Origin of the sequence: Imhoffiella purpurea, assembly GCF_000585215.1 — a bacterium.
Lineage (GTDB): Bacteria > Pseudomonadota > Gammaproteobacteria > Chromatiales > Chromatiaceae > Imhoffiella > Imhoffiella purpurea.
This window is the reverse complement of record NZ_AONC01000050.1, coordinates 1-26,314: the sequence shown is the minus strand read 5'-3', so window position 1 is coordinate 26,314 and position 26,314 is coordinate 1. Positions and strand designations below refer to the sequence as shown.

The window sequence follows — 26,314 nt, the reverse complement described above, 5'->3', positions numbered from 1 at the left end:
TGATGTGTCGGCCGGGCTTTATCGTATAGTTCCGCCTTTGATCATAGGGTGTATCGTTTGAATATTTCTCTGGATCCTCTTGGCGCGTCCGTGCGGAGCGGCATCGAGGAAAGGTTGGGCCAGGGCATCGAGGCATTGGAGCTGGTATGCAGTCCTGAGCAGCAGGAGCGGCTCATGGCCTTCATCGGTCTGCTCGTGCGCTGGAACAAGGCCTACAACCTCACGGCCGTGCGCGATCCGCTGGAGATGGTCTCCAAGCATCTGCTCGACAGTCTGGCGGTGCTGCCCTTCCTGTTCGGCGACTCGGTGCTCGATATCGGGACCGGGGCCGGTCTGCCGGGTCTGCCGCTCGCCATCATGGCGCCGGAGCGGCGTTTCTGGCTGCTCGACAGCAATAACAAGAAGGTGCGTTTCGTGCGCCAGGCGGTGCTGGACCTGGGGCTCGCGAACGTCGAGCCGGTCCAGTCGCGCATCGAGACGTACCGGCCCGGGCAAAAATTCAGTACCATTGTCAGCCGCGCGGTCGCGGCCGAGGAGATTCTGAGCGCCCCGAACGCCGCATTGCTTGCGAATCCCGGCCGGTTGCTGCTCATGAAAGGCCGTCAGCCGGACGAACGGATCGAGACTGCGGGTCTGCCGTCGGCGGTCGTGGAGATCCACCGTCTGGGCGTGCCCTTCCTCGATGTCCCGCGTCATTTGATCGAAATCCGGAGCGATTGAGCCGACCATGGCCAACATCATTGCGATCGCCAATCAGAAAGGCGGGGTCGGCAAGACGACCACGGCGGTCAATCTGGCCGCCTCCCTGGCTGCCATGAAGCGCCGCGTCCTGCTCGTGGACCTGGATCCGCAGGGCAACGCCACCATGGGGTGCGGGATCGACAAGCACACCCTGGACTACACCTCCTGCGACCTGCTCCTGACCGAGATTCCCATCGCGGACTGCATCCAGCGCGTCACCGAGCCCTCGCCCGGCTTCGACCTGCTGCCGTCGAACGCCGACCTCACGGCCGCCGAGATCGGTCTGATCGATTCGCCCGACCGCGAGCGCCGTCTGTCCAAGGTGTTGGCGAGCGCGGCCGAGGCCTACGAGCTGGTCGTCATCGATTGTCCGCCCTCGCTCAACATGCTGACGGTCAATGCGCTGGTCGCCGCGCGCGGGGTGCTGATCCCGCTACAGTGCGAGTACTACGCCCTCGAAGGTCTCTCGTCGCTGCTGGACACCATCGAGCAGATCCGCGAGAGCCGCAATCCCGCGCTCTGCATCGAGGGCATCCTGCGGACCATGCACGACCCGCGCAACAACCTGGCCAATCAGGTCTCGACCCAGCTCATCACCCACTTCAAGGATCAGGTGTACCGCACCATCATTCCGCGCAACGTGCGTCTCGCCGAGGCGCCCAGTCACGGTCAGTCGGCCCTGCTCTACGACCCTCAATCCAAGGGGGCGATCGCCTATCTGGCCCTGGCCGGCGAGGTGCTGCGCCGTCTGGACAAACGACAACAGGCCGCCTGACGCCGCAACGAATGGATATCGAGCAGAAGACATCACCGAAGAAGAAGGGTCTGGGGCGCGGTCTCGACGCGCTGCTGGGCGCCGCCCGCGCTCCGGCGGTGGCCGTGCCCGGCGCGGAGGATGCCTCTGGCGCGGATGCCCCGGCCGAGGCCGGTTCGGATCGCGTGACCCATCTGCCGCTGGAGTTCATTCAGCGCGGCCGCTATCAGCCGCGCCGCGATTTCGACCCGGACGCCTTGCGCGAACTGGCCGATTCCATCGTCGCCCAGGGCGTCATCCAGCCAATCGTGGTCCGTCCCGTTCCCGGCTCGCCGGCCGGTCCGCAGCGCTACGAGATCATCGCCGGCGAGCGCCGCTGGCGTGCCTGTCAGCAGGCCGGGCTGGCCGAGATCCCGGTCGTCATCCGCGAGGTCGACGAGCCGACCGCGCTGGCGATCGGTCTGATCGAGAACATCCAGCGCGCGGACCTGAATCCGCTCGAGGAGTCCGGCGCGCTCGAGCGTCTCATCTCCGAATTCGGGCTCACGCACCAGCAGGTCGCCGAGGCGGTCGGCAAGTCGCGCACCATGGTGACCAACCTGCTGCGGCTCCAAGAGCTGAACCCGGACGTCAAGGACTATGTCGAGCAGTCGCGTCTGGAGATGGGGCACGCGCGGGCGCTCCTGGGCCTCAAGGGGGCGGCCCAGAGTCAGGCCGCGCGCTCCGTGGTGGCGGCGGGGCTCTCGGTGCGCGAGACGGAGAAGCTGGTCCGCCGTCTGCAGCAGGCCGGGGAGGCCGAGGAGACGGCCCGGAGTCAGCCGGAGCTCGATCCGGACATCCGGCGTCTGCAGTCGGACCTCACCGACCGTCTGGGTGCCAGCGTCCAGATCCAGCATGGCAGCCGCGGCTCGGGCAAGCTCGTCATCGCCTATAACAATCTGGACGAGCTGGATGGCATTCTCGCCCATATCAAGTGATCTGCCGATCGGCGTGTACTTACTCGGCCGAACTCGGGTTCCGGCTAGGGATGGATGCGGCCTCGTCATCTGCCCGTAATTCCTCGGAAATCCCCAATAGAAAATCGATCGATGACCGTATCAAATTGTATGAGTTGCGTTGACCCTATATCCGTAAGCCCTTATACTTCGCGCCCGGTGAACAGCTTGCTCGCCCCACCCACGACGATCTGATGCAACAGCCAGACGCGTTCCGGGCCGGAAAGATCCTCCGAGTACAAGCGATCTTCGGCCTGGCTATCGTAGTGTTTGCTTTGCCGTTTGGTGGATCAGTTGCGCTTTCGGCCCTGATTGGAGCCGGAATTTGCCTGTTGGCTAATGCCTTGCTCGCGGCTTGGGTCTTTCGCGGTTATCGCGCCCAGCAGCCCGAGAGGCTGGTTTTGCGTTTTTACAGCGCCGAAACCGTGAAGATCGTATTCGTGCTCGGCGCTTTCGGGGTCGCTTACGCGGTGCTCGACGGGCTGAACGTACCAGCGCTGCTTGGTGCCTATTTCATGGTCCAGGTCATACCAACCCTGATAGCCGCCCAACTCGGCAATCGAACCACGAAGTGAGAGATGATCGATGAGTTCTTCTGAACTGATGACTTCCCAAGAATACATCCAGCACCATCTCACCAATCTGACGTTTGGCTATCATCCGGAGCATGGTTTGGGCTTCGCGCACGACAGTGCCGGCGCCGCCGCTATGGGTTTCTGGGCGATCAACGTCGATACCCTCTTCTTCTCCATCCTGCTAGGCGGTCTCTTCCTCTGGTTCTTCAAGGGCGTCGCCGAAAAGGTCTCGGCCGGCGTGCCGGGTGCCGCGCAGAACTTCGTCGAATGGATCGTCGACTTCGTCGAGGACAACGTTCGCGGCTCCTTCAGCGGCAAGAACGCCATGGTCGCGCCCCTGGCGCTGACCATCTTCGCCTGGGTCTTCCTCATGAATCTGATGGACCTGCTCCCAGTCGACCTCATTCCCTATATGTTCGGCCAGTTCATGGCGACCTTGGGTGCCGATCCGCACCACGTCTATCTCAAGGTGGTGCCGACGACCGATCCCAATGCGACCTTCGGTATGGCGTTGACGGTCTTCTTCCTGGTGCTCTACTACAGCATCAAGATGAAGGGTGTCGGTGGTTTCCTGGGTGAGTTGACGCTGCAGCCATTCGGTAAGTGGGGCATGCCGGCCAACCTCATTCTGGAAGGCATCAGTCTACTGTCCAAGCCGGTCTCGCTGGCCCTGCGACTCTTCGGCAACATGTATGCCGGCGAGATGATCTTCATCCTGATCGCCCTGCTCTACGGCGGTGGGATCGTGCTTGCAGGTACGGCTGGACTGCTGCAATTCGTTTGGGCCGTCTTCCACATCCTGATCATTACGCTCCAGGCGTTCATCTTCATGGTGCTGACCATCGTCTATCTCGACATGGCCCATCAGCATCATTGATCGCCTAGGCCGTCGTACGTCGTTCATTCAACCGTTTTTCTTTCAACCGACCTAATCCGTCGAAAACTTTACCCCTGGGGGAACTCATGGAACTCGAAGTCGCACAAGCATTTGCTATGGCCATCAAATTCATCGGCGCTGGTCTGATGCTGGGTCTCGGTGCCGTCGGTGCCGGCGTTGGTATCGGTATCCTGGGCGGCCGTTTCCTCGAAGGCGCCGCGCGTCAGCCCGAGCTGATCCCGATGCTCCGCACCCAGTTCTTCATCGTCATGGGTCTGGTCGACGCGCTGCCGGTCATCGCGATCGCCATGGGTCTGTATCTGATGTTCGCTGCCTGATAGCGGATCCTCCGGCTCCCACCGGGGTCGGGATCACTCGCCTGTCATCCTGACGAGGTTCGAGGTTAAGGCACGAGGCAACGCTATGAATATCAATCTGACTCTGTTCGCCCAGATGATCACCTTCGCGGTGTTCGTCGGGTTCTGTATGAAGTATGTCTGGCCGCCCATCGTCAAGGCGATGGCAGAGCGCAAGGCCAAGATCGCCGAAGGTCTCGCCGCCGCCGAACGTGGCCATCAGGAGCAGGCTCTCGGTGAGCAGCGCGCGCTCGAGCTCATGAAAGAGGCCAAGGTCCAGGCCGCCGATATCGTCGGCCAGGCCCAGAAGCGGGCGACCGACATCGTCGAAGAGGCCAAGACCGATGCGCGCACCGAGGGTGAGCGTCTGGTCGCCGCGGCCCAGGCCGAGATCGAGCGCGAGACCAACCGTGCACGCGAGGAGCTGCGCGAGCGGGTCGCGGCGCTGGCCATGGCTGCCGCCGAGAAGATCCTCCAAAAAGAGATCGACGTCGATACGCATCGCGCGATCGTCGACGACTTCGCCAAGCAGCTCTAGGGAATACCATGGCCGGAGATATCACCACCATCGCGCGGCCCTATGCCGAGGCGGTCTTCGAGCGCGCTAAGGAAACCGGGCAGATCGATGCCTGGTCCGAGGCGCTGGCGCTGCTGACAGCGGTGACGGCGGATCCGCAGTTGGCCGCTCAAATCAGTAACCCGACCGTGCCGCGGGAGCGTATCCGCGAGCTCATCCTCGATGTCTGTGGTGATGGGCTGCCCGCCGAGGTCGGCAATCTCCTGCGGTTGCTTGCCCAGAACGCGCGTCTGGCGGCCGTTTCCGAGATCGCGCGACTGTTCGAGGAACGCCGCGTCGCCGATCAGGGCGTGCGGCAGGTCTCGATCCGCAGCGCGTTCGAGATCGGGAGCGATCAACAGGAAGCGCTCGCTGCCGCACTGGCGCAGCGCTTCGGCGATCAGGTCGAGCTGACGGTCGAGACGGACAGCGCCCTGCTCGGCGGAATCGAGATTCGCGCCGGGGATCTGGTGATCGACGATTCCGTCCGCGGCAAGATCAAGCAACTCGCCAACGCTTTGCAATTCTGAACTGGACACCGCCATGCAACTGAATCCATCCGAGATCAGCGATCTCATCAAACAGAAGATCGAGACATTCGACCTTCAGACCGAGGCCCGCACCGAGGGTAGCATCGTCAGTCTGACCGACGGCATCGTCCGCATCCACGGGCTGTCCGACGCGCAGTACTACGAGATGCTCGAGTTCCCGGGCAATACCTTCGGCCTGGCGCTGAACCTGGAACGCGACTCGGTCGGTGCGGTCGTCCTGGGCGACTACACCCACCTCACCGAGGGCGATTGGGTTCGTTGCACCGGTCGAGTTCTGGAAGTTCCGGTCGGTGAGGGTCTGCTCGGCCGCGTCGTCGACGCCCTGGGCAACCCCATGGACGGCAAGGGTCCGATCGAGGCCGCCGCGACCTCTCCGATCGAGAAGGTCGCCCCCGGCGTCATCGCCCGTCAGTCGGTCGACCAGCCGGTGCAGACCGGCCTCAAGGCCATCGATGCCATGGTGCCGGTCGGTCGCGGCCAGCGCGAGCTGATCATCGGCGACCGTCAGACCGGTAAGACCGCCGTCGCCATCGACGCCATCATCAACCAGAAGGGCACCGGCGTTAAGTGTATCTACGTCGCCGTCGGCCAGAAGAACTCCTCGGTTGCCTCCATCGTGCGCAAGCTCGAAGAGCACGGCGCCATGGATCACACCATCGTCGTCTCCGCTCCGGCGGCCGAGTCTGCGGCCATGCAGTTCCTGGCCCCCTATGCCGGCTGCGCCATGGGCGAGTACTTCCGCGACAAGGGCGAAGACGCGCTGATCGTCTACGACGACCTCACCAAGCAGGCCTGGGCCTATCGTCAGGTTTCCCTGCTGCTGCGTCGTCCGCCGGGTCGCGAGGCCTATCCGGGTGACGTCTTCTACCTGCACTCGCGTCTGCTCGAGCGCGCCGCGCGCGTCAACGCCGACTACGTCGAGAAGATGACCGACGGCAAGGTCAAGGGCAAGACCGGCTCGCTGACCGCGCTACCCATCATCGAGACCCAGGCCGGCGACGTGTCCGCGTTCGTTCCCACGAACGTCATCTCCATCACCGACGGTCAGATCTTCCTGGAAACCGACCTCTTCAACGCGGGTATCCGTCCGGCCATCAACGCCGGTCTCTCGGTGTCCCGTGTCGGCGGCGCGGCCCAGACCAAGATCATCAAGAAGCTCGGCGGCGGTATCCGTCTGGCCCTGGCCCAGTTCCGCGAGCTGGCGGCCTTCTCGCAGTTCGCCTCCGACCTCGACGAGGCGACCCGCAAGCAGCTGCAGCGCGGCGAGCGCGTGACCGAGCTCATGAAACAGCTGCAGTACTCGCCGATGAGCGTCGGCCAGATGGCCATCTCGCTGTTCGCCGCGAACGAAGGCTATCTGGATGACGTGGACGTCAAGAAGGTCGTGGACTTCGAGCATGCGCTGCAGAGCTACATGAAGTCGGCTCAGGCCGAGCTGCTCGCCAAGATCGACTCCACCGGCGCCTTCGACGACGAGATCGCTCAGGCCATGCATGCGGCGATCAAGGCGTTCAAGTCGAGCAACACCTGGTAAAGCAGCCGCCAGCCGCCAGCCGCCAGCTTCCAGCCTAGCGCTCGGGAGCCTGGTGGCCGGTGAGCGGTGCGTCTTGACAAGTCATGCATTGAACCTCCGCAGCTTCCAGTCACTCCACTGGTGGCTGGCCGCTGGAGGCTGGGAGCTATAAAATGGCAGGCGCCAAAGAAATCCGCACCAAGATCGCGAGCATCAAGAGCACGCAGAAGATCACCAAGGCCATGCAGATGGTTGCGGCCTCCAAGATGCGCAAGGCCCAGGATCGCATGTCCGCTTCTCGCCCCTACGCGGAGAAGATGCTCCAGGTCATCAGTCATCTGGCCCAGGCCACGCCCGAGTATCGGCACTCCTTCATGGCGGAGGAGCGTCCGCGCAAGCGCGTCGGCTACATCGTCGTCTCCTCCGACCGTGGGCTCTGCGGCGGTCTGAACAGCAATCTGTTCCGTCGCCTCATCGCCGAGATCAAGGAGCAGCGCGAGGCGGGCGTCGAGCCCGTATTCTGCACCATCGGTTCCAAGGCGCTCGGCTTCTTCAAGCGCTTCGGCGGCGAGATCAAGGCCCAGGCGACCCATCTCGGCGACAAGCCTCATGTCGAGGATCTGATCGGAACGGTCAAGGTCATGCTCGACGCCTTCGAGGCGGGCGAGGTCGACGCCATCTACGTGGTCAGCAACGAATTCGTCAACACCATGACCCAGCAGCCGACCATCCGGCGGCTGGTCCCGCTCGTCGCCGGCGAGCAGAACGACGGCATGCCCTACCACTGGGACTACATCTACGAGCCCGACGCCAAGTCGGTCCTGGATGCCCTGCTGACGCGCTATATCGAGTCGCTCGTCTATCAGGCGGTGGTCGAGAACGGCGCCTGTGAGCAATCCGCCCGAATGGTCGCCATGAAGGCCGCCTCGGACAATGCCGGCAACCTCATCGGTGAGTTGCAGCTCGTCTACAACAAGGCGCGCCAGGCCGCGATCACCCAGGAGATCTCCGAGATCGTCGGCGGTGCCGCCGCGGTCTGATCGCCGCCGGCCGTTGCGGGTGCTCCCCAGATACTTGACCAGATCCAGACAGAATCGCTAGATGCCGCAAGGCACAAGAGGAAAAGACTATGAGTTCCGGTAACGTGGTGGAAATCATCGGCGCCGTGGTGGACGTTCAGTTCCCCCGCGGCGAGATGCCCAAGGTCTATGACGCCCTGAAGATCGAGTCGACCGGGCTGACGCTCGAGGTGCAGCAGCAGCTCGGCGACGGCGTGGTGCGGTGTATTGCCATGGGCTCGACCGACGGTCTGCAGCGCGGCGTTGATGTCACCGCGACGGGCGCTCCCATCCAGGTCCCGGTGGGTCAGAAGACCCTGGGCCGCATCATGGACGTCCTGGGCAACGCCATCGACGAGATGGGCGAGGTCGACAGCGAAGAGCGCTGGTCCATCCACCGTCCGGCCCCCAAGCTGGAGGATCAGGCTGCATCCACCGAGATCCTCGAGACCGGCATCAAGGTCGTCGACCTCATCATGCCGATCGTCAAGGGCGGCAAGGTCGGTCTGTTCGGCGGCGCCGGCGTCGGCAAGACCGTGACCCTGATGGAGCTCATCCGCAACATCGCCGTCGAGCACTCGGGCTATTCGGTGTTCGCGGGCGTCGGCGAGCGTACCCGTGAGGGTAACGACTTCTATCACGAGATGAAGGAGTCGAACGTTCTCGACAAGGTGGCTCTGGTCTACGGCCAGATGAACGAGCCGCCCGGCAACCGTCTGCGCGTCGCCCTGACCGGTCTGACCATGGCCGAGTATTTCCGCGAGGAAGGTCGTGACGTCCTGATGTTCATCGACAACATCTACCGTTACACCCTGGCTGGAACCGAGGTGTCCGCACTGCTCGGCCGTATGCCGTCCGCGGTGGGCTACCAGCCGACCCTGGCCTCCGAGATGGGCGCCCTGCAGGAGCGCATCACCTCGACCCGCACCGGCTCCATCACCTCCTTCCAGGCGGTGTACGTGCCCGCGGACGACTTGACCGACCCCTCGCCGGCCACCACCTTCGCGCACTTGGACGCGACCCTGGTGCTCTCGCGTCAGATCGCCGAGCTGGGCATCTACCCGGCCGTGGATCCGCTGGACTCCACCAGCCGTATCCTCGATCCCAACGTCGTCGGTTCCGATCACTACGACACCGCGCGCGCCGTGCAGGGTACCCTGCAGCGCTACAAGGAGCTCAAGGACATCATCGCGATCCTGGGCATGGACGAGCTCTCCGAAGAGGACAAGCTCACCGTGTCCCGCGCGCGCAAGATCCAGCGCTTCCTGTCCCAGCCCTTCTTCGTGGCCGAGGTCTTCACCGGCGCGCCCGGCAAGTTCGTGTCCGTCAAGGACACCATCAAGGACTTCAAGGCGATCGTCAACGGCGAGTACGATCACCTGCCCGAGCAGGCGTTCTACATGGTCGGCGGTATCGAAGAAGCGGTGGCCAAAGCAGAAAAGATGGCCAGCTAAGGGGGATTTCCCATGGCAATGACAATCCGCGTCGATATCGTCAGCGCCGAGGGCGCCATCCACTCCGGCTCCGCCACCATGGTCTATGCCACGGCGGAGATGGGCGAGGTGGGTATCGCACCGCGTCACACCGCCTTCATCAGCCGGCTCAAGCCGGGTGATGTGCGGGTCGAGCACGAGAATGGCAACCAGGACCATTTCTATATCTCCGGCGGCATGCTCGAGGTTCAGCCCAATGTCGTGACCGTGCTGGCCGACACCGCGATCCGCGCCCACGATCTGGACGAGGCCGCGGCGCTCGAGGCCAAGCGGCGCGCCGAGGAGGCCCTCGCCGGTCAGACGGCCGAGTTCGAGTACGCCAGGGCCCAGGCCGAGCTGGCCGAGGCGGTGGCTCAGCTGCGTGCCATCGAGAAGCTGCGCAAGCTGAAGCGGAGCTGATCCCGCGCGGGACGCCCGAGCGTCTGCCGGTATCGACGAACGCCCCCGTTGAAGACGACGGGGGCGTTCGTGTTTGTGGCAAACTCTCTTCTTGGGTTGCTCCATACCGAGGGGAAACGCCGATCGAGAGCCTTTCCCGTCCGAGCCTTGGATGACCCGGCATTTTCAAGCATCCAACCAGCGATCGCGCTGCGATCCTCAGGAGGTGCCCGATGTCTATGTGCGATCAGGTCGTTCGCGATGGCAAGATGGTTTCCCTGACCTACAGCATTCTCGATGCAAGTGGCGAGGTCCTGGAGCAGAACGATCTGCCCGTGACCTATCTCCAGGGTGGCCAAGTGGATCTGGTCGGTCGAATGGACAAGGCGATCCATGGTCGCTGCGCCGGGGAGGAGGTCGAGATCCTGTTGGATCCGGAATCCGGATTCGGGGCCTACGATCCGGATCTGGTCTTCACCGACGATCTCGACAATGTGCCCTACGAGCTTCGCCACGTCGGTGCCGAGGTCCAGATGCAGAACGATCGCGGCGAGGTGAGGACCTTCTTCGTCTCGCACATCGCCGACGGCAAGCTCACGGTCGACGGCAATCATCCGCTCGCCGGAAAATCGCTGAAGGTGCTGGTTCGTATCCGCGAGGTTCGGGATCCCACCCCGGCCGAGCGCGATGCCGAGCTGGAGGCGGCCACCTGCCCCACCCCAAGCATCCATTGATCAGCGGCGGTCTCTCGCTCCTTGGCCGACGAGGCCGATAGGGATCGCCGACTCACCCAGGACAGGACGGTATGAAACTCGGTGTCGTGATTCTCGCGGCGGGTCTCGGAAAGCGGATGCGCTCCAGTCTGCCCAAGGTTCTCCATCCATTGGCCGGCCGGCCGCTGCTCGGCCATGTGCTGGACGCGGCGCGCGGCTGCGATGCCGAACGGGTGGTGGTGGTGCATGGTCATGGCGGCGATCGCGTCCAGGCCGCCTTCCGGGACGAGGGCTGTCTCTGGGCCGAGCAGTCCGAGCAGCGCGGCACCGGGCATGCCCTGATCCAGGGGATGCCTATGATGTCCGAGGTGGATCGGGTCATGGTGCTCTACGGCGACGTTCCACTCATCTCCTCCGAGACCCTGATGCGACTGGTCGAGGTGTCCGCCGATACCGAGCTGGGCGTGCTCACCGTCGAGATGTCCGATCCGACCGGCTATGGCCGCATCCTGCGCGACGCCGAGGGGCGCGTCACCCGGATCGTCGAGCAGAAGGATGCGACGCCCGAAGAGCGCCGCGTGCGCGAGATCAACACCGGTTTCCTGATCGCCGATCGCGCGCGGCTTCAGACCTGGCTGGGCCGGCTGGGCAACGACAATGCCCAGGGCGAGTACTATCTGACCGATATCATCGAGATGGCGGCAGGCGAGGGCGTGGCCATCGCCACCGCCCAGCCCGGGACCCTCTCCGAGGTGTCGGGGGTGAACGATCGCGTTCAGCTCGCCGAGCTCGAGCGTATCCATCAGCGGCGCGCGGCCGAGGACCTGATGCGCGCCGGCGTGACCCTGGCCGATCCGGCCCGCTTCGATCTGCGCGGTCGGCTGGAGGCCGAGCCGGACGTCAGCATCGATGTCAACGTGGTGATCGAGGGCGAGGTCCGGCTCGCGTCGGGCGTGCGTATCGGCCCCAACTGTCTGCTCAGGGATTGCGTCGTCGGTCCGGGCACCGAGATCCAGGCCAACTGCGTGATCGAGGAGGCCGAGGTGGGCGCCGATGCCCGTATCGGCCCCTTCGCCAGGCTCCGGCCCGAGGCCAGGCTCGCCGATCGCACCCATGTCGGCAACTTCGTCGAGATCAAGAAGACCCGCGTGGGGCTCGGCAGCAAGGTGAATCACCTGACCTATCTCGGCGATGCCGAGGTGGGCGCCGGGGTGAACGTGGGCGCCGGCACCATCACCTGCAATTACGACGGGGCCAACAAATTCAAGACCCGGATCGGCGACGGTGCCTTCATCGGTTCCAATGCCGCGCTGGTCGCGCCCGTCACCGTCGGCGCCGGTGCCACCATCGGAGCGGGCTCGGTCGTCAACAAGGACGCCCCGCCCGATCAGCTGACGGTCGCACGAGCCCGTCAGGTCACGATCCCGGGTTGGAGGCGCCCCACCAAGACGGGCTGACCAGGGCTGGGGGCCCGGTTATCCGTTTCTGCTTCACTTGCGAATGATCCTGGAGAAGGTCCCATGTGTGGAATCGTCGGTGCCATCGCTCAACGTCCGGTGACGGCTATCCTCCTGGAGGGGTTGAGGCGGCTCGAATATCGCGGCTACGACTCCGCCGGAATCGCGATCCTAGAGGCATCTGGCGGGCTGAGACGCATCCGTACCCTCGGCAAGGTCGCCCGGCTGGCCGAGGAGGTGGCCACCGATCCGCTTTCGGGGACCCTGGGGATCGCCCATACCCGCTGGGCGACCCATGGCGAGCCCGCGACCCGCAATGCCCACCCCCACGTCAGTCACGATCGCTGTGCCATCGTCCACAACGGCATCGTCGAGAACCACGAGGCGCTGCGCCGCGAGCAGATCGCCGCCGGCCACGTCTTCACCTCGGAGACGGATACCGAGGTGGTGGTGCATGCCATCCACGACGAGCTGGCCGGGGGCCAGAGCCTGATCGACGCGGTGCGGCGGACCACCGCCCGGCTACGCGGCGCCTATGCCCTGGGCGTGATGGACGCCCAGGATCCGGGGCATCTGGTCGCCGCACGCCAAGGCAGTCCATTGGTGATCGGCGTCGGATTCGGCGAGCATTTCATCGCCTCGGACGTTTTCGCTCTGCTGCCGGTCACCAACCGCTTCATCTTCCTCGAAGAGGGCGATATCGCCGAGCTGACCCTGGACCGGGTGCGCATCTGGGACCGCGATGGCAACGAGGTGGAGCGTCCGGTCAAGACCTCGAGCCTGGCGGTGGACGCCACCGAGCGCGGCGAGTTCCGGCACTACATGCTCAAGGAGATCTTCGAGCAGCCGCGCGCCATCGCCGATACCCTAGAGGGCCGGCTGTCGGGCAACCGGGTGCTGCCCGAGACCTTCGGCAGCCAGGCCGCCGAGCTGTTCGCGGGGCTCCGGGCGGTCACCATCGTGGCCTGCGGGACCAGCTATCATGCCGCGCTGGTCGCGCGCTACTGGATCGAGTCCATCGCCGGCCTGCCCTGTCAGGTCGAGGTGGCGAGCGAATACCGCTATCGGGGCCACGTGGTGCCGGAGCGGGCGCTGTTCGTGACCATCTCGCAGTCGGGCGAGACCGCGGACACGCTCGCCGCCCTGCGTCTGGCCAAGGCGTCCGGCTATGTCGCGACCCTGGCGATCTGCAACGTCCCCGAGAGCTCGCTGGTGCGCGAGTCCGATCTGGTCTTCCTCACCCACGCGGGTCCCGAGATCGGGGTCGCCTCGACCAAGGCCTTCACCACCCAGCTGGTCGCCCTGCTGCTCCTGACCCTGAATCTGGGCCGGTGCAACGGCCTCGAGGCCGAGCGCGAGCAGAACCTGGTGGCCGTTCTGCGCTCGCTGCCGGGCAAGATCGAGGAGGTGCTGAGGCTCGACGCCCGCATCGCCCGTCTGGCGGAGGCGTTCGTCGACAAGCATCACACGCTCTTCCTGGGACGCGGAGAACAGTATCCGATCGCGATGGAGGGGGCGCTCAAGCTCAAGGAGATCTCCTACATCCATGCCGAGGCCTATCCGGCCGGCGAGCTCAAGCACGGTCCTCTGGCCCTGATCGACGAGCAGATGCCGGTGGTCGCGGTGGCGCCCAACAACGGACTTCTGGAGAAGCTCAAGTCCAATCTGGAGGAGGTGCGCGCGCGCGGCGGACAGCTCTTCGTCTTCGCCGATCATCAGGTGCCGATGGACGAGTCGGACGGGGTGGTCGTGGTGCGTCTGCCCGAGACCCAAGATCTCATCGATCCGCTGGTGTTCACGGTTCCTCTGCAATTATTGGCCTATCATGTGGCCGTACTCAAAGGGACGGACGTCGACCAGCCGCGGAACCTCGCCAAGTCGGTGACTGTCGAGTAATGTGCTCGGACATCCTTAGGCAGTTTCGGCCATGGATTGGAATCGAGTTGGCAGATCTGCGGTCAGCTCTTTTTTATACTGGGGTTCAGGAAAAATCCGCGCTGGAGTCCTGGCGTCCCAGGTCGGACCCGGAGGAGCCGCAGGCCCTCAGCCCGTCGCTGCCAGTCTTCCGGGATGTCGAACCGTAACCGTTCAAATCTCGGTCACCCGATCGCAGGTTAGTCATGGCCGAAAATCAAATCTCCAATGTCGTTCCCATCGGGGGACGAGACAGCTCTATGACGGTGGAGATCTCCGAGGACTGCTCGGTGATGCTCAACAGCTGTCGCGAGCGCTTGGTGGATGGTGTCACGGCCGTGTTCATTCAGCATGCGGGTCGTGCCAACCAAGAGTTCATGGCGTTGGCGGACCGGGCCGTCAATTCCGAGCAGCAGCAGATCTATTTCGGCGCCATGCATCTGCTGGCGAATCGCCCGCAGCAACTGCTGCAGAATTTTCGCAACGTCTATTGCGTCCATTTCGATTCGACGATCGCGAACCTCTGTGGCGGTCGTTCGCGGCGTAAGTCCGCCCTGCCCGACGAGCTGAGCCTGGTCGATCAGGACGAGTTCGAGCTGGATCTCGCTCTGAGCAAGCTGTCGGCGCGCGCGTCCTTAAATTGCTCCCAGCAGCTGGTCGCGCTCGACCGCCGATTCGCCGCCATGCTGAAGATCCAGAGGATCCGTCAGGACGACAATCCGCTGCACCCAGGACATCTCTATCGCTCGCTACTTGAGGCGCTGGCGGGCATGGATATCGAGCGGCCCCTGGCCTTCGCCATCCTGGAGTCGTTCGAGCGTCAGACCGCGGTCGAGCTTCCGGGCATCTATGCGGGGATCAATCGCTTCCTGTCCAAGTCCGGCGTGCTGCCGACCATGTCGACCGATTCGTCCCAGGACCATGCCAAGGATTCCGGGGGCGGCGGGGCTTCCGGTCCTGGCGGGGGCGGATACGCGGCTTCTTCCCTGGGGGGCGCGGCTGGTCCCGGCCCGATGTCCGCCTACGGGGCCTCGTCCATGCCTGCGGGAGCCCAGACCACGGGAGAGGATCTTTTCAGTCAGCTGCTGAGGGCGATTCAGTCCGCGGCCATGGCGGCCGCGGGTCAGGGCCAGGGTTTCGTGCCGGGCATGCCGATGCCGCCCATGCCGCCCATGTCCGGGACCCAGATGGCGGGTGCTCCATATCAGCAGACGTTCAGCGCCAATCAGCTGGTCGAGGCGCTCGGCAACGTTCAGCGGGGACCGGTCGAGCCGGGATCGATGCCCGGGATGGGTTCCGCCCGGCTCGATCCTCAGGGCTTCAACGTCCTGCAGCAGATTCGCGCGACCCCCATGGCCAATGGGGCGAACGCCACGGATGCCATGACCATCGACATCGTGTCGATGCTGTTCGATGCCATCTTCAACGACCCCGACCTCTCCTCGACCATGCGCGCCGAGATCGCCAAGCTGCAGATCCCGGTGCTGAAGGTCGCGCTGCTCGACAAGAGCTTCTTCTCCGACCGCAGGCATCCGGCCCGGCGGCTGCTCGACGCCATCGCCAACTCCGGCATCGGCCGCAGCGATCAGGACGAACCGCGTCTGGTCGCCAAGATCACCTCCATCGTCGAGGCTGTGGTCAAGGGGTTCGACTCGGACATCCAGATCTTCGCCACCCAGCTGCAGAAGCTCGAGGAATTTCTGACCGACGAAGAGGCCCGGGCCCAGGACAAGTCGACCGAGATGGTCGATCAGCTGGCGACCCGCGAGCGCAAGGACGTGGCGCCGAACCGGGCGACATCGGAGGTCGAGACGCGCATCAATCGGCGCAACGTACCGCCTCTGGTCGCCGACTTCCTCTCCCGTCAGTGGCGTCTGGTTCTGGTCGATGCCTTCGTGCGTGGCGGCGAGGCCGGGAAGGACTGGATCGAGGCGCTGAGGCTGATGGACGAGCTGATCTGGAGCGTCAATCCGAAGCAGGGCGCCCAGGATCGCGAGCGTCTGCTGGCGCTCCTGCCCGATATGCTCAAGCGTTTGCGCACGGCCCTGGAGCGTGTGGATCTGGCCGGGGACTGGGATGCCTTCTTCAGCGAGCTCATTCGGCTGCACATGGCGGCGCTGCACAAGGACGCCCAGACCGATCCGGCTCTGCAGGGCGCGCAGTCTTCGGGCAAGGCCGCGGACTGGTCGGAGGCCCGATTGCCCGCGACCCCGTCGCCCTCGACGCCCGAACGGTCCGAGGATGCGACGACTAGACCCCGCTCCCCCGGATCCGACTCGCAGCTCGAACTGGTCCAGTCGCTGGAGGTCGGGGCCTGGGTCGAGTTCCAGAGCTTCCGGGGCACGCGCAACACCCTTCGTTTGAGCTGGGTGAGCGAGTTCAAGCGCGTCTATCTCTTCACCAACCGTCAGGGCGAGAACGCCATGACGCTGGCCGCCACCAGCTTCGCCGAGCACCTGCGCAAGGGAACGGCCCGGCTGCTCAGCCCGAATCCTCTGACCGACCGCGCCGTGGCGCAGGTCCTGGAGAAGGTGGCCCCACCATCCTCCGGACCAGCCGGGGGATCTCGTCCTCCAGGCTATGCCTGGGAGTGAAGCCCCGTCTTCTCTGCAGCTTGACGGATGAATACCAGGCGTCTCCCGTGAGCTTGGAGAGACCCTCGAGGGTGAGCGGCATGCGTCGTTTCAGCAGCCGCTCGATCAGGCTGCCCGCGGCGGCAGCCGTCTTCAGCATCCATTCGGGCACCGTCCAGGCCGGAATCGGACGTCCGAGCGCGAGGCGGATGCGTTCGTAGATCCAGCGGGTCGAATAGGCCCGCCCGTCCGTCACGCAGTAGGTCTCTCCGGGGTCTTGCGGCCGTTCGGCGATGAGCAGCGCGGCCTTCACCGCGTCCTGGATATGGACCGCCGAGCGGCGGTTGTGGATCCGCGGCCAGGGCGGGAAGCGCCCCTTGGCGACCGCCTCGATCATGCGGACGATGTTCCCCTCGTGCTCCAGGCCGTAGACCATCGGCAGCCGTAGCACGTCCGCCTGGATTCCCCGCGCGCGCCCCCAGGCGAGAACCGCCTGCTCGGCGTTGAGCTTGGCGCGGCCGTAGAGGCTCTCGGGTTCGGCCGGCGTATCCTCATCGGCGGGGTGGCCCCGGGCGCCGGCCCGGTCGCCCATCGCCTTGATGGTGCTGACGTAGAGGATACGTTCGAGCGGCGAGTCGTCGAGGCGCGACAGCAGATTCCGGGTACCCTCGGCCGTGACCGGCCAATGGTCCGGGGCGTTGTAGATATCCGGCTCGTCGGGGCGCGGGGCGTAGCTGGCCAGATGGAAGAGCGTCTGGATGTCCTCGCCGACGCCGGTCAATGACTCCGGATCCCGGAGATCGCCGAGCCGTACCTCGACCGCCCCGTCGGGCCAGAGCCGCCTTGCGGCCTCGGGCGATCGGGTCAGGACCGCGACCGGGCAGCGGCGCTCCAGGAGCGCGGCGACCAATGCCCGTCCGACCCGTCCGGTCGCGCCCGTGACCAGAACCTTGCCCAATGGCGAGGCCGCGTCGGGCGTCATGAGGTGATCCTCGAATGCCGTCCGGCGAGCCAGGCGCGGGGTCCCAGCGTCATGGCCTTGAGCGCCAGGTGCGCCCGGATGCCGAGGACGACCAACAGGCTGAACGGGCGCGGATAGCGGGCATACTGGAACTTGCGGAAGAAGCGCTCCATGCCCCGGTGTTTGTGCCGCTCGACCGCAAGGGGCGCGGCGGTGCTGCAGGCGCCCTTGTGGTGGACGACGCGTGCGTCCGGAACCAGGGCGATTCCCCAGCCGGCCCGATGGAAGCGCACGAACCAGTCCAGATCCTCGCAGTGCAGGAAATAGCCCTCGTCGAGCGGTCCGACTCGGTCCAATGCGGCCCGCCGCACGAACATGAAGGATCCCGAGATCGCCTCGACCTCGGCCGGCTCGGAGGGCAAGGGTGTGTCCTGGTGATTCAGGCGACGTCCGTCTCCAGGCAGGAGTCGATCCAGGCGCAGGATCCGTTTGAGCGCGATCCAGGGATCCGGGATGGAACGCCGACAGGCGACCTGCTCGGTTCCGTCCGGGTTCAGGACCAGACAGCCGGCCATGCCCACATCCGGACGTCCATCCATGAAGTCGGCCATCCGCTCCAGGGTATCGGGACCGACCAGACAATCCGGGTTGAGGAACAGCAGATAGTCGGCGCCCGCGTGCGGCAGCGCGCGGTTGTTCGCCTTGGCGAAGCCGAGGTTCTCGCCGTTCTCGATCAGGGTCAGGCGCCCCTCGTCCCCGTATCTCCGGCGGAGATGCGCCAGGCTGCCGTCCACTGAGCCGTTGTCGCTGACGACGATTTCGACCGGAAGGCTGGAGCCGAGCACCGCCGAGACGCACTCGGTCAGCAATTGGCCCGCGTTGTAGTTGACGACGATGACCGAGACGCGAGCTGTCGGTCCGGATCCGTTCATGACGCGGTCTCCTCCAGTTCTAGCGCCGAGCGCACCGCCCGCTCGGCGGCGGCGAAGCCGAAATGACGCTCCATCACCTCCAGTCCGCCGGCCGAGAGCCGGCGCCAGAGATCGTCGTCGCCGTAGAGACGCAGAATGGCGGCGGCGAATTCGGACGGGGTGTCGGCGATGAGCACGGATTCGCCGTCGCTCAGATGCATGCCCTCGGCGGCGATGCTGGTCGCCACCACGGGGAGACCGTGGGCGAGGCTCTGATTGACCTTGCCCTTGACTCCGGCGCCATAGCGCAACGGCGCCACCGAGATGCGGCAGTCGGCGAAATAGGGTTCGACCTCCGGGACATAGCCGAGGATGTCGACGCCATTGCCCGAGCACTCCAGGACCTCCGGCGGAGGATCGGCGCCGATGACCTTGAGGCGCAGCTCCGGCAGCTGCTCGCGCACGCGCGGCAGGATCTCCTGACAGAAATGGACCACCGCGTCGCGGTTGGGCGGATGGGCGAAGGCGCCGATGAAGAGCAGGTCCCGGCGCCCCTCGGGCGGTTTGGCCGAACCGAAGATACGGTGGATGTTCGAGACCACCCGGACCTCGACGTCCGGCGCCTCCTCGGCCAGCAGCGCGCGTTCGGTCTCGCTCACCACCAGCGTCAGATCGGCCCGGCGCATCAGATCCAGCTCCTGGCGTCGGCGCATCTCGGCTACCATGCGTGTCGAGCGATCGCCCCGGAGCTCGGCCAGGCGCCGCTCGCGCAGGAAATGCAGGTCGACCGTATCGAACAGGATCCTGGCCCGGATGCAATGACGGCGCACGGCCTTCATGGTCTGGGCCGCGGCATCTGCACGGCTCAGGATGGCCAGGTCGTAGTCCAGTCCATGGTGTGCCAGATGGCCGGCGATGCTGCGCACATAGGGCGAATAGAGTACCTCGATCCCGATGCGCTGAAGATCGGCGACATAGGGCTGGGGCGCCTCCAGGTTGGCGGCGGCGAAGGTGATCTTGTAGCCCAGTCCTTGGAGGATGCGGAACAGATTGAGCATCCGCAGCGATCCGGATTCGCGGTCCGGCGTGACCATGTAGTTGTCGACGACCAGTGCGCGGCGCGCGACCTGGTGCTCGCGCGCCCGGTCGACGTCCTGGTCGCGGGGGCCGAAGGCGGCGATCCGGTGCGCCCAGCGCTGGCGGAAGGTCTCGGCATGGATGCGCTGGAAGCGCTTGAGTCCGACCTCGGCCGATGCGTCGCGGCCGGCGCTGATGCCCTCGAAATGCACTACCTGAGACAGCGGCTGGTAATAAACCTGATACCCGGCGTCGCGCACGCGGAAGGCGAGATCGGTGTCCTCGTAATAGGCCGGGGCGAAGGTCTCGTCGAATCCGCCCAGCTGGCGAAAGAGATGGGCGCGGATCGCCAGCGCGGCGCCCGAGCAATAGTCGACGGCTCTCAGATAGCTGTATTCGGGCTTGTTCGGGTCGTCCAGATGGCCGTAGTTCCAGGCCGAGCCGTCCTCGAAGAGGATGCCTCCCGCCTCTTGCAGGCGTCCGTCCGGATAGAGCAGACGGCTGCCGACGATGCCGGCCTCGGGCCTCTCGTCGAAGGTCCGTACCAGCGACTCCAGCCAGCCCGGCTGGACCTGGGTGTCGTTGTTGAGAAAGACCAGGATCTCGCCGCGCGCGGCTTCGGCGCCCCGATTGCAGGTGCCGACGAAGCCGAGGTTTTGCGGATTGCGGATCAGCACCAGGTTTCGGTACTCGGCGAGCCGGTCGGCGGTTCCGTCGGTCGAGGCGTCGTCGACCAGGATCACCTCGAAATCGGCCTCGTCCTGCGTTCGCTCCAAGGCGGCGAGGCAATGGTGGCTGTAGTCGAACTGGTCATGGACCGGCACGACGATCGAGACGCGCGGTCTTTCCTGGTATCTCAGTGCGACCGGAGCGAAGGGTTTGGCGAGGTTCAGCAGGCTCGGCGGTCCCTCGAACGCGAGCGGCGTGGTGCGCAGACGCCGTCGGAGCTTGCGCAGCAGCACGCCGCCGCCCTCGGTACGGAGTACGTGGACGGCGCGCGGGAGATATCTCAGGGCGACGCTGAACAGCCCCTGTCCAGATGTCGGCATGATTGCCATTCGGTCTCTATATCCTCGGAGTCCGCCGGCGTGACGGCGATTCGGTCTCGGCCAGGGCCGCTACCAGGCGATCGCCGCTTCGGCCAGTTCGGCGTAGGTGGTTGCGATGCGGGCCATGGCCGGGCTGGCCGTCCGCTCGTCCAGCGGGATTTCGCGATGCACCAGATAGGTGGTGCCGGGTTCTTCATGGCGCTCGTAGACGCTGATGATGAACGGGCAGTTGACGATACGGGTCGGGTCCTCCTGCAGCATGGCGCGCGAGAGTGTCGCGCTGCAGAACTCGATCGACTTGGCATGGGTATAGATGGGCTCGGCGGTTCCCAGGTCCTTGCCGGTACGGTCGAGCATCTCGCCCATGTTCATCACGTTGTTGATGTACATGCCGCGCTCCCGGATCGCCGCCTCGAGTCCATCGAGCACGTCGTCGAAAGACGAATCGGTCTCGTAGACCTGATAGCCGCCGGCAGTCGCGTTCGCGCTCGCGAACAGCAGGGACGTCAGCAGACAGGCGTGAAAGCTGGGTACGAGCCTCGGCATGGGCGGGATCTCCCTCGATGAGTTGTCGAATGCAGTGTGCAGTCGCCGACGAGCTGTCGAGCCGGGTGGGCTGAGATATTAGCAGGCGTTGAATGAAGTCACGATGGAATGATTCGCAAAATCCATAACGAAAGACCCCGCGCAGAGGCGGGGCCCATATTGGCGGCGAGGCGGTCGGTCAGTACTGGTTCATCGGGCGGAAGGCCGGAGCGGATGGCCATTCGCCGCCCTGCGGGCGCTGGCTCTGCTGCTGTTTGGCCTCCAGTTCCTCGATGCGGCGCTTGAGCGCCTCGACCTCGCTGTTGCTGGATCTGGGGGCGGGAGCGCTCTGGGCCGCGGGGGCCTGCGCGGGTGCCGCGCCATAGCCGGGTGCGCCATAGGCGGCGGGTGGTGCTCCGAATCCGGGCATTCCATAGGGCATGCCATAGGGTCCGCCATATCCGCCCGGGTAGCCGTAGCCGCCGTAAGGTCCCCCGTAAGGCCCACCGTATGGACCGCCGCCGTAGTAATCGTCGTCGTAGTAACGATCATAGCGGTCGTTGTTGCCGTTGAACCAACGGCTCGGGTTCATCATGTTGCCGAAGTTGAAGGCATGGCTCACCGGCACGAAGGCCACGAGGCCCAGCAGGGCGGTGAGGGAAAGGGTTGCGAGTCTCTTGCTGGTCGTGGTCACTGACGCGAATCCTCCAGGTCTGTTTATATCGGGGGCGCTAACGATGGCCGCAGCGGTCCAGCGCGTCAACGCCTGGTCTCGGGCCGACGGGCGGACGGCTTCGCTTCGGACGCCATCCAGGGTGCCCGCGATCAGTCGTGATCATGCGAGTGATGGTGGTGGTGATGGCCGTGACGGTGGGTCGGGCCACCCCTGGCTTCCGACCGGAAGCTGTCCTGCTGGATGTTCGGGCGGGTGGTGCGGCCCTGCTCGAGTCGCGCCCGCTGAGAGTGCAGCTCGTCGCGCAGCCATTGGATCCAGGGTTCCAGGCCGTCCGTCCCCCGTGTGGAGACCGTCTCGAAAGGGGCCGCGCTGGCGAGGTCGCGGAGATAGTGCTCGGCGCGATTCGGCTGGAATTCCGGAAGCACGGGAAGCAGATCGGATTTGGTGCAGAGCACCATGTCGGCCGAACGGAACATGACCGGATATTTGGCCGGCTTGTCGTCGCCTTCCGGCACCGAAAGCAGGGCGACGTTGCGATGCTGGCCGAGGTCGAAGCTCGCCGGGCAGACCAGATTGCCGACGTTCTCGATGAAGAGGATGTCGATGCCGTGCAGGTCGATCCGATGCAGTGCCTCGTGAACCATGTGGGCGTCGAGGTGGCAGGCGCTACCGGTCGCGATCTGGACCGCCTGAATCCCCTTGGCGCGGATGCGCTCGGCATCGTTCTCGGTTTCCAGGTCGCCCTCGATCACGGCGATGCGCAAATCCCGGCCGAGCCTGTCGATGGTCGCCTCCAGCAGGCTGGTCTTGCCCGCGCCCGGCGAGGACATGAGGTTCAGCGCCAGAACCTGATGGACATCCAGGAGCTCGCGATTGTGCGCCGCCTGATGATCGTTCTCCGACAGCAGACCCTCGAGAACCGTCACGGCCGTTCGTCCGTCCGCCGTCGTGGCGAGCTTGCCGTCGCCACGAACCAGGTGCTCGTTGCCGGGTGTGACATTGCATCCGCAGGTATTGCACATGATGGGAATCTCCCAGCCAAAATCGCAGTTTACGCCATCGTTACAGGGAAGGGTTAGTCCTGTTCCCGGGTCAGCGATCCGCGTCTTCCTGGTCCGGGACGATGAGCTCCAGATTGGCCAGAAGCATCTCGTCGCCGCTGGTGAGACGGGTGTGGAAGCTACCGCAGGCGCCGCACAGCAGCCGGTTGGCGGTGGCCTGGGTATCGGCCCCGCAGGTATGGCAGTGGACCCGGATCTCGGCCGGCTCGATGACCAGCTCGGCCGATTCGGCGATGGTGCCGGTCGCCGCGAGCGGATAGGCATGCTGCAGCAGCGACGGCTCGACGCCGGACAGGGGGCCGACCTTGAGCAGGATACGGTCGACCCGGCTGGCGCCGTGATCCGTGGCGATCCGGGTGACCTGATCGATGAGCGCCTGGCATAGCGAGAGCTCGTGCATCGGTGGACCTCCTCAGGTCTCGAGCCAGAAGGTGACGGGGCCGTCGTTGACCAGACCGACCCGCATGTCGGCGCCGAAGCGGCCGGTTTCCACCTGGATGCCGCTGGCGCGGGCCTGCTCGACCAGATGATCGAAGAGCCGCTCGCCCTCGTCCGGCGGGGCGGCCGAGGTGAAGCTGGCGCGGGTTCCCTTGCGGGTGTCGGCGGCCAGGGTGAACTGGGGGACCAGCAGCAGTCCGCCCCCGATGTCGCGCAGGCTCAGATTCATGCGGCCCTCGATGTCCGGAAAGACACGATAACCCAGCAAACGTTCCAGCAGCCGATCGGCGCGGGCCTGGGTATCGCTCTTCTGGACGCCGACCAGGACCAGGAGTCCGCGGCCGATGAGGCCGATCGTCTCGCCATCGACCTCGACCCCTGCCTCGCTCACCCGCTGCAGCAGACCGATCATGCCAGCTCCCGGGCGAATCGGTCGGTGGCCGCGATCAGTGCGCTGCGGATGCCGGGCTCGAATGCCGAGTGACCCGCGTTCGGAACGACCTGAAAATCGGCATCCGGCCAGGCGCGGTGCAGATCCCAGGCGGAGCGCATGGGACAGATGAGGTCGTAGCGTCCCTGTACGATGACGCCAGGGATACCTGACAGATGATGCGCGTCGCGGATCAGCTGGTCGGGCGCCAGGAAGGCATGGTTGACGAAATAGTGGCATTCGATCCGCGCCAGGCTCAGGGCCACGTGCGGATCGGAGAAATGGGCCTGCACATTGGGGTTGGCGATCAGGGTCGCGGTTCGGCCCTCCCACAGCGACCAGGCCTTGGCCGCCTCCATGCGCACCTGTTCGTCCCTGTCGATGAGCCGGTTGTAGTAGGCCATCAGCATGTCGTCGCGCTCGGACTCGGGAATGGGGGCCAGGTAGCTCTCCCAGAAATCCGGGAAGACCCAGCTCGCGCCTTCCTGATAGAACCAGCGGATCTCCTCGTCGCGGCAGAGAAAGATGCCGCGCACGACGAGTGCCGCGACGTGCTCGGGATAGGTCTCGGCATAGGCCAGGGCCAGGGTCGAGCCCCAGGAGCCGCCGAAGACCAGCCAGCGCTCGATCCCGAGCTCCTGGCGGATGCGTTCGATGTCGGCGATCAGGTCCCAGGTGGTGTTGGCCAGCAAGGAGGCGTGCGGTTGCGAGCGGCCGCAGCCGCGCTGGTCGAAGAGCACCAGGCGATAGCGCGATGGATCGAAGAAGCCGCGGTGGGCCGGCTCGCAACCTGCTCCCGGGCCGCCGTGCAGAAAGATGGCCGGGATGCCGTCCGGTCGACCGCATTCCTCGACATGGAGACTGTGTCCGTTGTCGACGTGGATTTGATGGACGGCGAAGGGCTCGACGGGCGGGTAGAGGCTGTTTCCTGAGGTATCCATGCAGAAGGGGCCAATGGTCGGTCAATGGATGCGGGGCGGCGAATCTGAACAGCATCCGCGCCTGGCGCGAAGTCGAGCCGATACTATAACCAACCCGCGTCCGTATCGGGGCGTTGCCGATCGGCTGCGTTGGGTCGGTGGCGACGCGAGCCGATCATCCGTTCCAGAGCGTACGCGGATAGTCGCGATAGAGGCGCCGGAAGCCGCGATAGTAGCCGTGCTCGGCGCGAATCAGGCGCCAGATGTCGGCGGGCAGGATCGGCTGGCGCGCCACCCGCAGCGGGGTGCGGGCGATACCGTCGCGCGCCTGGTCCGCGAACAGACGGCTGAATTCCCTCAGCGGGATGCTGGTCGGTGTGAGCGGGTGCATGCAGTCGTGGTAGTCGTGCGGGTTCTCGACCCAGAAGTCCTTCCTCAGCCGCGCGTAGTCGGGCGTGCCCGGGGAGGGCGTGCAGACCGTGAAGCTGGATTGCGAGGGGGGCAATGCCCGCACGTAGCCTTTCAGCCGGTCGAATTCGGCATGGCCGTAGTGCGGCTGGACCATGAAGGCGGCGTGGACCGCGATGCCGAGCGCGCGCAGCCGGTTCAGTGCACGCTCGTTGGCGGCCACGTTGCCGCCCTTGGCGGCCTGCTTGAGCTCCGCGTCGGTGGGGAATTCGAAGCCCAGGAAGGCCGCGTCCAGCCCGATCTCGCGCCAGCGCTTCAGCAGCTCGGGCGAGCGGTTGACCGTGGTCGAGCGGGTCCAGGCGAAATAGCGCTTGCGCACGCCGGCGCGCTCCAGGGCTTCGGCCAGCTCCCAGCCGAAATCGGCATCGATGAAGTTCTCGTCGTCGCAGAAATAGATGTGATCGGCCGGGGCCTGGGCGATTTCCCGAACCACGAGCTCGACGGGTCGGGTGCGATGCCGACCGCCCGACAGATAGGGTACGATGCAGAAGGAGCAGACCATCTTGCAGCCGAACGAGGTGCGCACGCTCGCCACCGGTGGGAAGAGCGCGGTCCAGGACGGCATGGATTCGGCGGCCCAGACCGAGCGATAGCTCTCCGGGTGCCAGAGGTCGCGGCGGGGGATCGGCAGGGTGGCGGGATCGGGAAAGCCGGGCCAGCCGGTGGCGGCCTCCGGATCGAAGTGCTCGCCGGTGCGCAGCACGCCCTCGATCCCGGACGGGGGCTCGCCCCGCGACAGGGCATCGACGATGGCGGCGAAGGGGCGGCAGCCCTCGCCGCGCACGATGAGATCGATCGAGGGCAGATCGAAGTCGGCCGGCTCGACCGTGGCGTGATGGCCGCCGACCACGACGATGGCGCCCGGCAGCCGTCCGCGGACCAGCCGGCTCAGTCGAATGACGTTCGACGCCTCGTGGGTGTATCCGGTGAAACCGATCAGGTCGGGCCTGAAGCGCCTCAGCGCCGCGGTGAGCGCCGCATCGGCGTCGAGGTGGAGCCTCAGATCCAGAATCCGTATCTCGTGTCCGGATCCGGCCGCGGCCGCCAGATAGCCCAATTCCAGCGGCTCGAGCAACTGGAAGCGCTGCAGACCCAGCACGGTCGGCAGCCGCGCCTTGGGTTTCACGAGCAGGATCTTCATCCGCGCGATATCTCTCGAACATTCTCGGCAGTGTCCGATGTTACCCTGAAACTCAAGGGCTTGGGGCGGATCGGCATATGCGAGGGGAGCCGCACGCGCTGGCGTCCCGGTGGCGCCAGCGCGTCTCCTGGAACGGCTCCGGCGGGGAAACCC

At 65.4% G+C, this 26,314-nt stretch carries 26 protein-coding genes; 16 read left to right on the top strand and 10 right to left on the bottom strand.

All coding sequences use genetic code 11. The annotated features are described in order from the left end of the window. Nucleotides 1-114: 114 nt before the first annotated feature. The 16 genes from rsmG (at nt 115) to D779_RS15655 (ending at nt 16,525) form a co-directional block, all read left to right on the top strand. Nucleotides 115-720 carry a 16S rRNA (guanine(527)-N(7))-methyltransferase RsmG gene (rsmG, locus tag D779_RS15730; RefSeq protein WP_232424213.1) on the top strand — a complete coding sequence of 202 codons (606 nt, stop codon included), beginning with the start codon at nt 115-117 and terminating at the stop codon, nt 718-720. 7 nt (nt 721-727) lie between these two features. Continuing rightward, a complete protein-coding gene (locus D779_RS15725; protein ID WP_043755895.1) occupies nt 728-1,516 on the top strand; it encodes a ParA family protein in 789 nt (262 codons plus the stop codon). 11 nt (nt 1,517-1,527) lie between these two features. Beyond that, nucleotides 1,528-2,472 (top strand): ParB/RepB/Spo0J family partition protein, encoded by a 945-nt coding sequence (locus D779_RS15720; RefSeq protein WP_043755893.1) that lies wholly within the window; start codon nt 1,528-1,530, stop codon nt 2,470-2,472. Between the two features lie 212 nt (nt 2,473-2,684). Beyond that, nucleotides 2,685-3,065, top strand: a complete 381-nt coding sequence (locus D779_RS15715; protein ID WP_043755891.1) for an ATP synthase subunit I — start codon at nt 2,685-2,687, stop codon at nt 3,063-3,065. Nucleotides 3,066-3,075: 10 nt separating this feature from the next. After that, entirely contained in the window at nt 3,076-3,942 is an 867-nt protein-coding gene (atpB, locus tag D779_RS15710; protein ID WP_043755889.1) for a F0F1 ATP synthase subunit A, read from the top strand. A gap of 86 nt (nt 3,943-4,028) precedes the next feature. After that, the gene (gene atpE, locus D779_RS15705; protein ID WP_007042874.1) at nt 4,029-4,280 is read left to right on the top strand and encodes a F0F1 ATP synthase subunit C; all 252 of its coding nucleotides are present in this window, start codon (nt 4,029-4,031) and stop codon (nt 4,278-4,280) included. 85 nt (nt 4,281-4,365) lie between these two features. Then, entirely contained in the window at nt 4,366-4,836 is a 471-nt protein-coding gene (locus D779_RS15700; protein WP_043755887.1) for a F0F1 ATP synthase subunit B, read from the top strand. 8 nt (nt 4,837-4,844) lie between these two features. Next, on the top strand, nt 4,845-5,384 hold the full coding sequence (locus D779_RS15695; protein WP_043755884.1) for a F0F1 ATP synthase subunit delta: 540 nt from the start codon (nt 4,845-4,847) through the stop codon (nt 5,382-5,384). Nucleotides 5,385-5,397: 13 nt separating this feature from the next. Next, on the top strand, nt 5,398-6,939 hold the full coding sequence (gene atpA, locus D779_RS15690; RefSeq protein WP_043755882.1) for a F0F1 ATP synthase subunit alpha: 1,542 nt from the start codon (nt 5,398-5,400) through the stop codon (nt 6,937-6,939). A 152-nt stretch (nt 6,940-7,091) separates the two neighbouring features. Then, entirely contained in the window at nt 7,092-7,958 is an 867-nt protein-coding gene (gene atpG / locus D779_RS15685) for a F0F1 ATP synthase subunit gamma (RefSeq protein ID WP_043755880.1), read from the top strand. Between the two features lie 89 nt (nt 7,959-8,047). Further along, nucleotides 8,048-9,430, top strand: coding sequence for a F0F1 ATP synthase subunit beta (gene atpD, locus D779_RS15680; protein WP_043755877.1), 1,383 nt, complete (start codon nt 8,048-8,050; stop codon nt 9,428-9,430). Between the two features lie 12 nt (nt 9,431-9,442). Then, on the top strand, nt 9,443-9,868 hold the full coding sequence (locus D779_RS15675) for a F0F1 ATP synthase subunit epsilon (RefSeq protein ID WP_043755875.1): 426 nt from the start codon (nt 9,443-9,445) through the stop codon (nt 9,866-9,868). Nucleotides 9,869-10,080: 212 nt separating this feature from the next. Beyond that, nucleotides 10,081-10,581, top strand: a complete 501-nt coding sequence (locus D779_RS15670; RefSeq protein WP_198295735.1) for an FKBP-type peptidyl-prolyl cis-trans isomerase — start codon at nt 10,081-10,083, stop codon at nt 10,579-10,581. Between the two features lie 71 nt (nt 10,582-10,652). After that, a complete protein-coding gene (glmU, locus tag D779_RS15665; protein WP_043755872.1) occupies nt 10,653-12,017 on the top strand; it encodes a bifunctional UDP-N-acetylglucosamine diphosphorylase/glucosamine-1-phosphate N-acetyltransferase GlmU in 1,365 nt (454 codons plus the stop codon). A 63-nt stretch (nt 12,018-12,080) separates the two neighbouring features. After that, on the top strand, nt 12,081-13,913 hold the full coding sequence (gene glmS / locus D779_RS15660; protein WP_043755871.1) for a glutamine--fructose-6-phosphate transaminase (isomerizing): 1,833 nt from the start codon (nt 12,081-12,083) through the stop codon (nt 13,911-13,913). A 278-nt stretch (nt 13,914-14,191) separates the two neighbouring features. Next, nucleotides 14,192-16,525: a DUF1631 domain-containing protein gene (locus tag D779_RS15655; protein WP_043755868.1), complete on the top strand. Its 2,334-nt coding sequence runs from the start codon at nt 14,192-14,194 to the stop codon at nt 16,523-16,525. Here the strand turns inward: D779_RS15655 and D779_RS15650 are convergent. The 10 genes from D779_RS15650 to D779_RS15605 form a co-directional block, all read right to left on the bottom strand. Beyond that, entirely contained in the window at nt 16,413-17,486 is a 1,074-nt protein-coding gene (locus D779_RS15650; RefSeq protein ID WP_043755867.1) for an NAD-dependent epimerase/dehydratase family protein, read from the bottom strand. The genes D779_RS15655 and D779_RS15650 overlap by 113 nt on opposite strands. After that, nucleotides 17,483-18,397, bottom strand: a complete 915-nt coding sequence (locus D779_RS15645; RefSeq protein ID WP_043755864.1) for a glycosyltransferase family 2 protein — start codon at nt 18,395-18,397, stop codon at nt 17,483-17,485. Before D779_RS15645 ends, D779_RS15650 begins: the two co-directional genes overlap by 4 nt. Continuing rightward, on the bottom strand, nt 18,394-20,502 hold the full coding sequence (locus D779_RS15640; RefSeq protein WP_232424212.1) for a glycosyltransferase: 2,109 nt from the start codon (nt 20,500-20,502) through the stop codon (nt 18,394-18,396). The genes D779_RS15645 and D779_RS15640 overlap by 4 nt, the downstream gene beginning before the upstream one ends. Nucleotides 20,503-20,571: 69 nt before the next feature. Next, complete coding sequence (locus D779_RS15635) at nt 20,572-21,048, bottom strand: DUF302 domain-containing protein (protein ID WP_043755861.1); 477 nt, start codon at nt 21,046-21,048, stop codon at nt 20,572-20,574. Nucleotides 21,049-21,226: 178 nt separating this feature from the next. Next, the gene (locus D779_RS15630) at nt 21,227-21,721 is read right to left on the bottom strand and encodes a hypothetical protein (RefSeq protein ID WP_043755858.1); all 495 of its coding nucleotides are present in this window, start codon (nt 21,719-21,721) and stop codon (nt 21,227-21,229) included. Nucleotides 21,722-21,852: 131 nt separating this feature from the next. Further along, nucleotides 21,853-22,725, bottom strand: coding sequence for a hydrogenase nickel incorporation protein HypB (hypB, locus tag D779_RS15625; protein WP_043755856.1), 873 nt, complete (start codon nt 22,723-22,725; stop codon nt 21,853-21,855). 70 nt (nt 22,726-22,795) lie between these two features. Then, nucleotides 22,796-23,164 (bottom strand): hydrogenase maturation nickel metallochaperone HypA, encoded by a 369-nt coding sequence (hypA, locus tag D779_RS15620; protein WP_043755853.1) that lies wholly within the window; start codon nt 23,162-23,164, stop codon nt 22,796-22,798. Nucleotides 23,165-23,176: 12 nt separating this feature from the next. Further along, a complete protein-coding gene (dtd, locus tag D779_RS15615) occupies nt 23,177-23,614 on the bottom strand; it encodes a D-aminoacyl-tRNA deacylase (RefSeq protein WP_043755851.1) in 438 nt (145 codons plus the stop codon). Next, nucleotides 23,611-24,573, bottom strand: coding sequence for a prolyl aminopeptidase (pip, locus tag D779_RS15610; RefSeq protein ID WP_043755850.1), 963 nt, complete (start codon nt 24,571-24,573; stop codon nt 23,611-23,613). Before pip ends, dtd begins: the two co-directional genes overlap by 4 nt. Before the next feature lie 154 nt (nt 24,574-24,727). Continuing rightward, a complete protein-coding gene (locus D779_RS15605; protein WP_043755848.1) occupies nt 24,728-26,161 on the bottom strand; it encodes a B12-binding domain-containing radical SAM protein in 1,434 nt (477 codons plus the stop codon). Nucleotides 26,162-26,314: the final 153 nt, after the last annotated feature.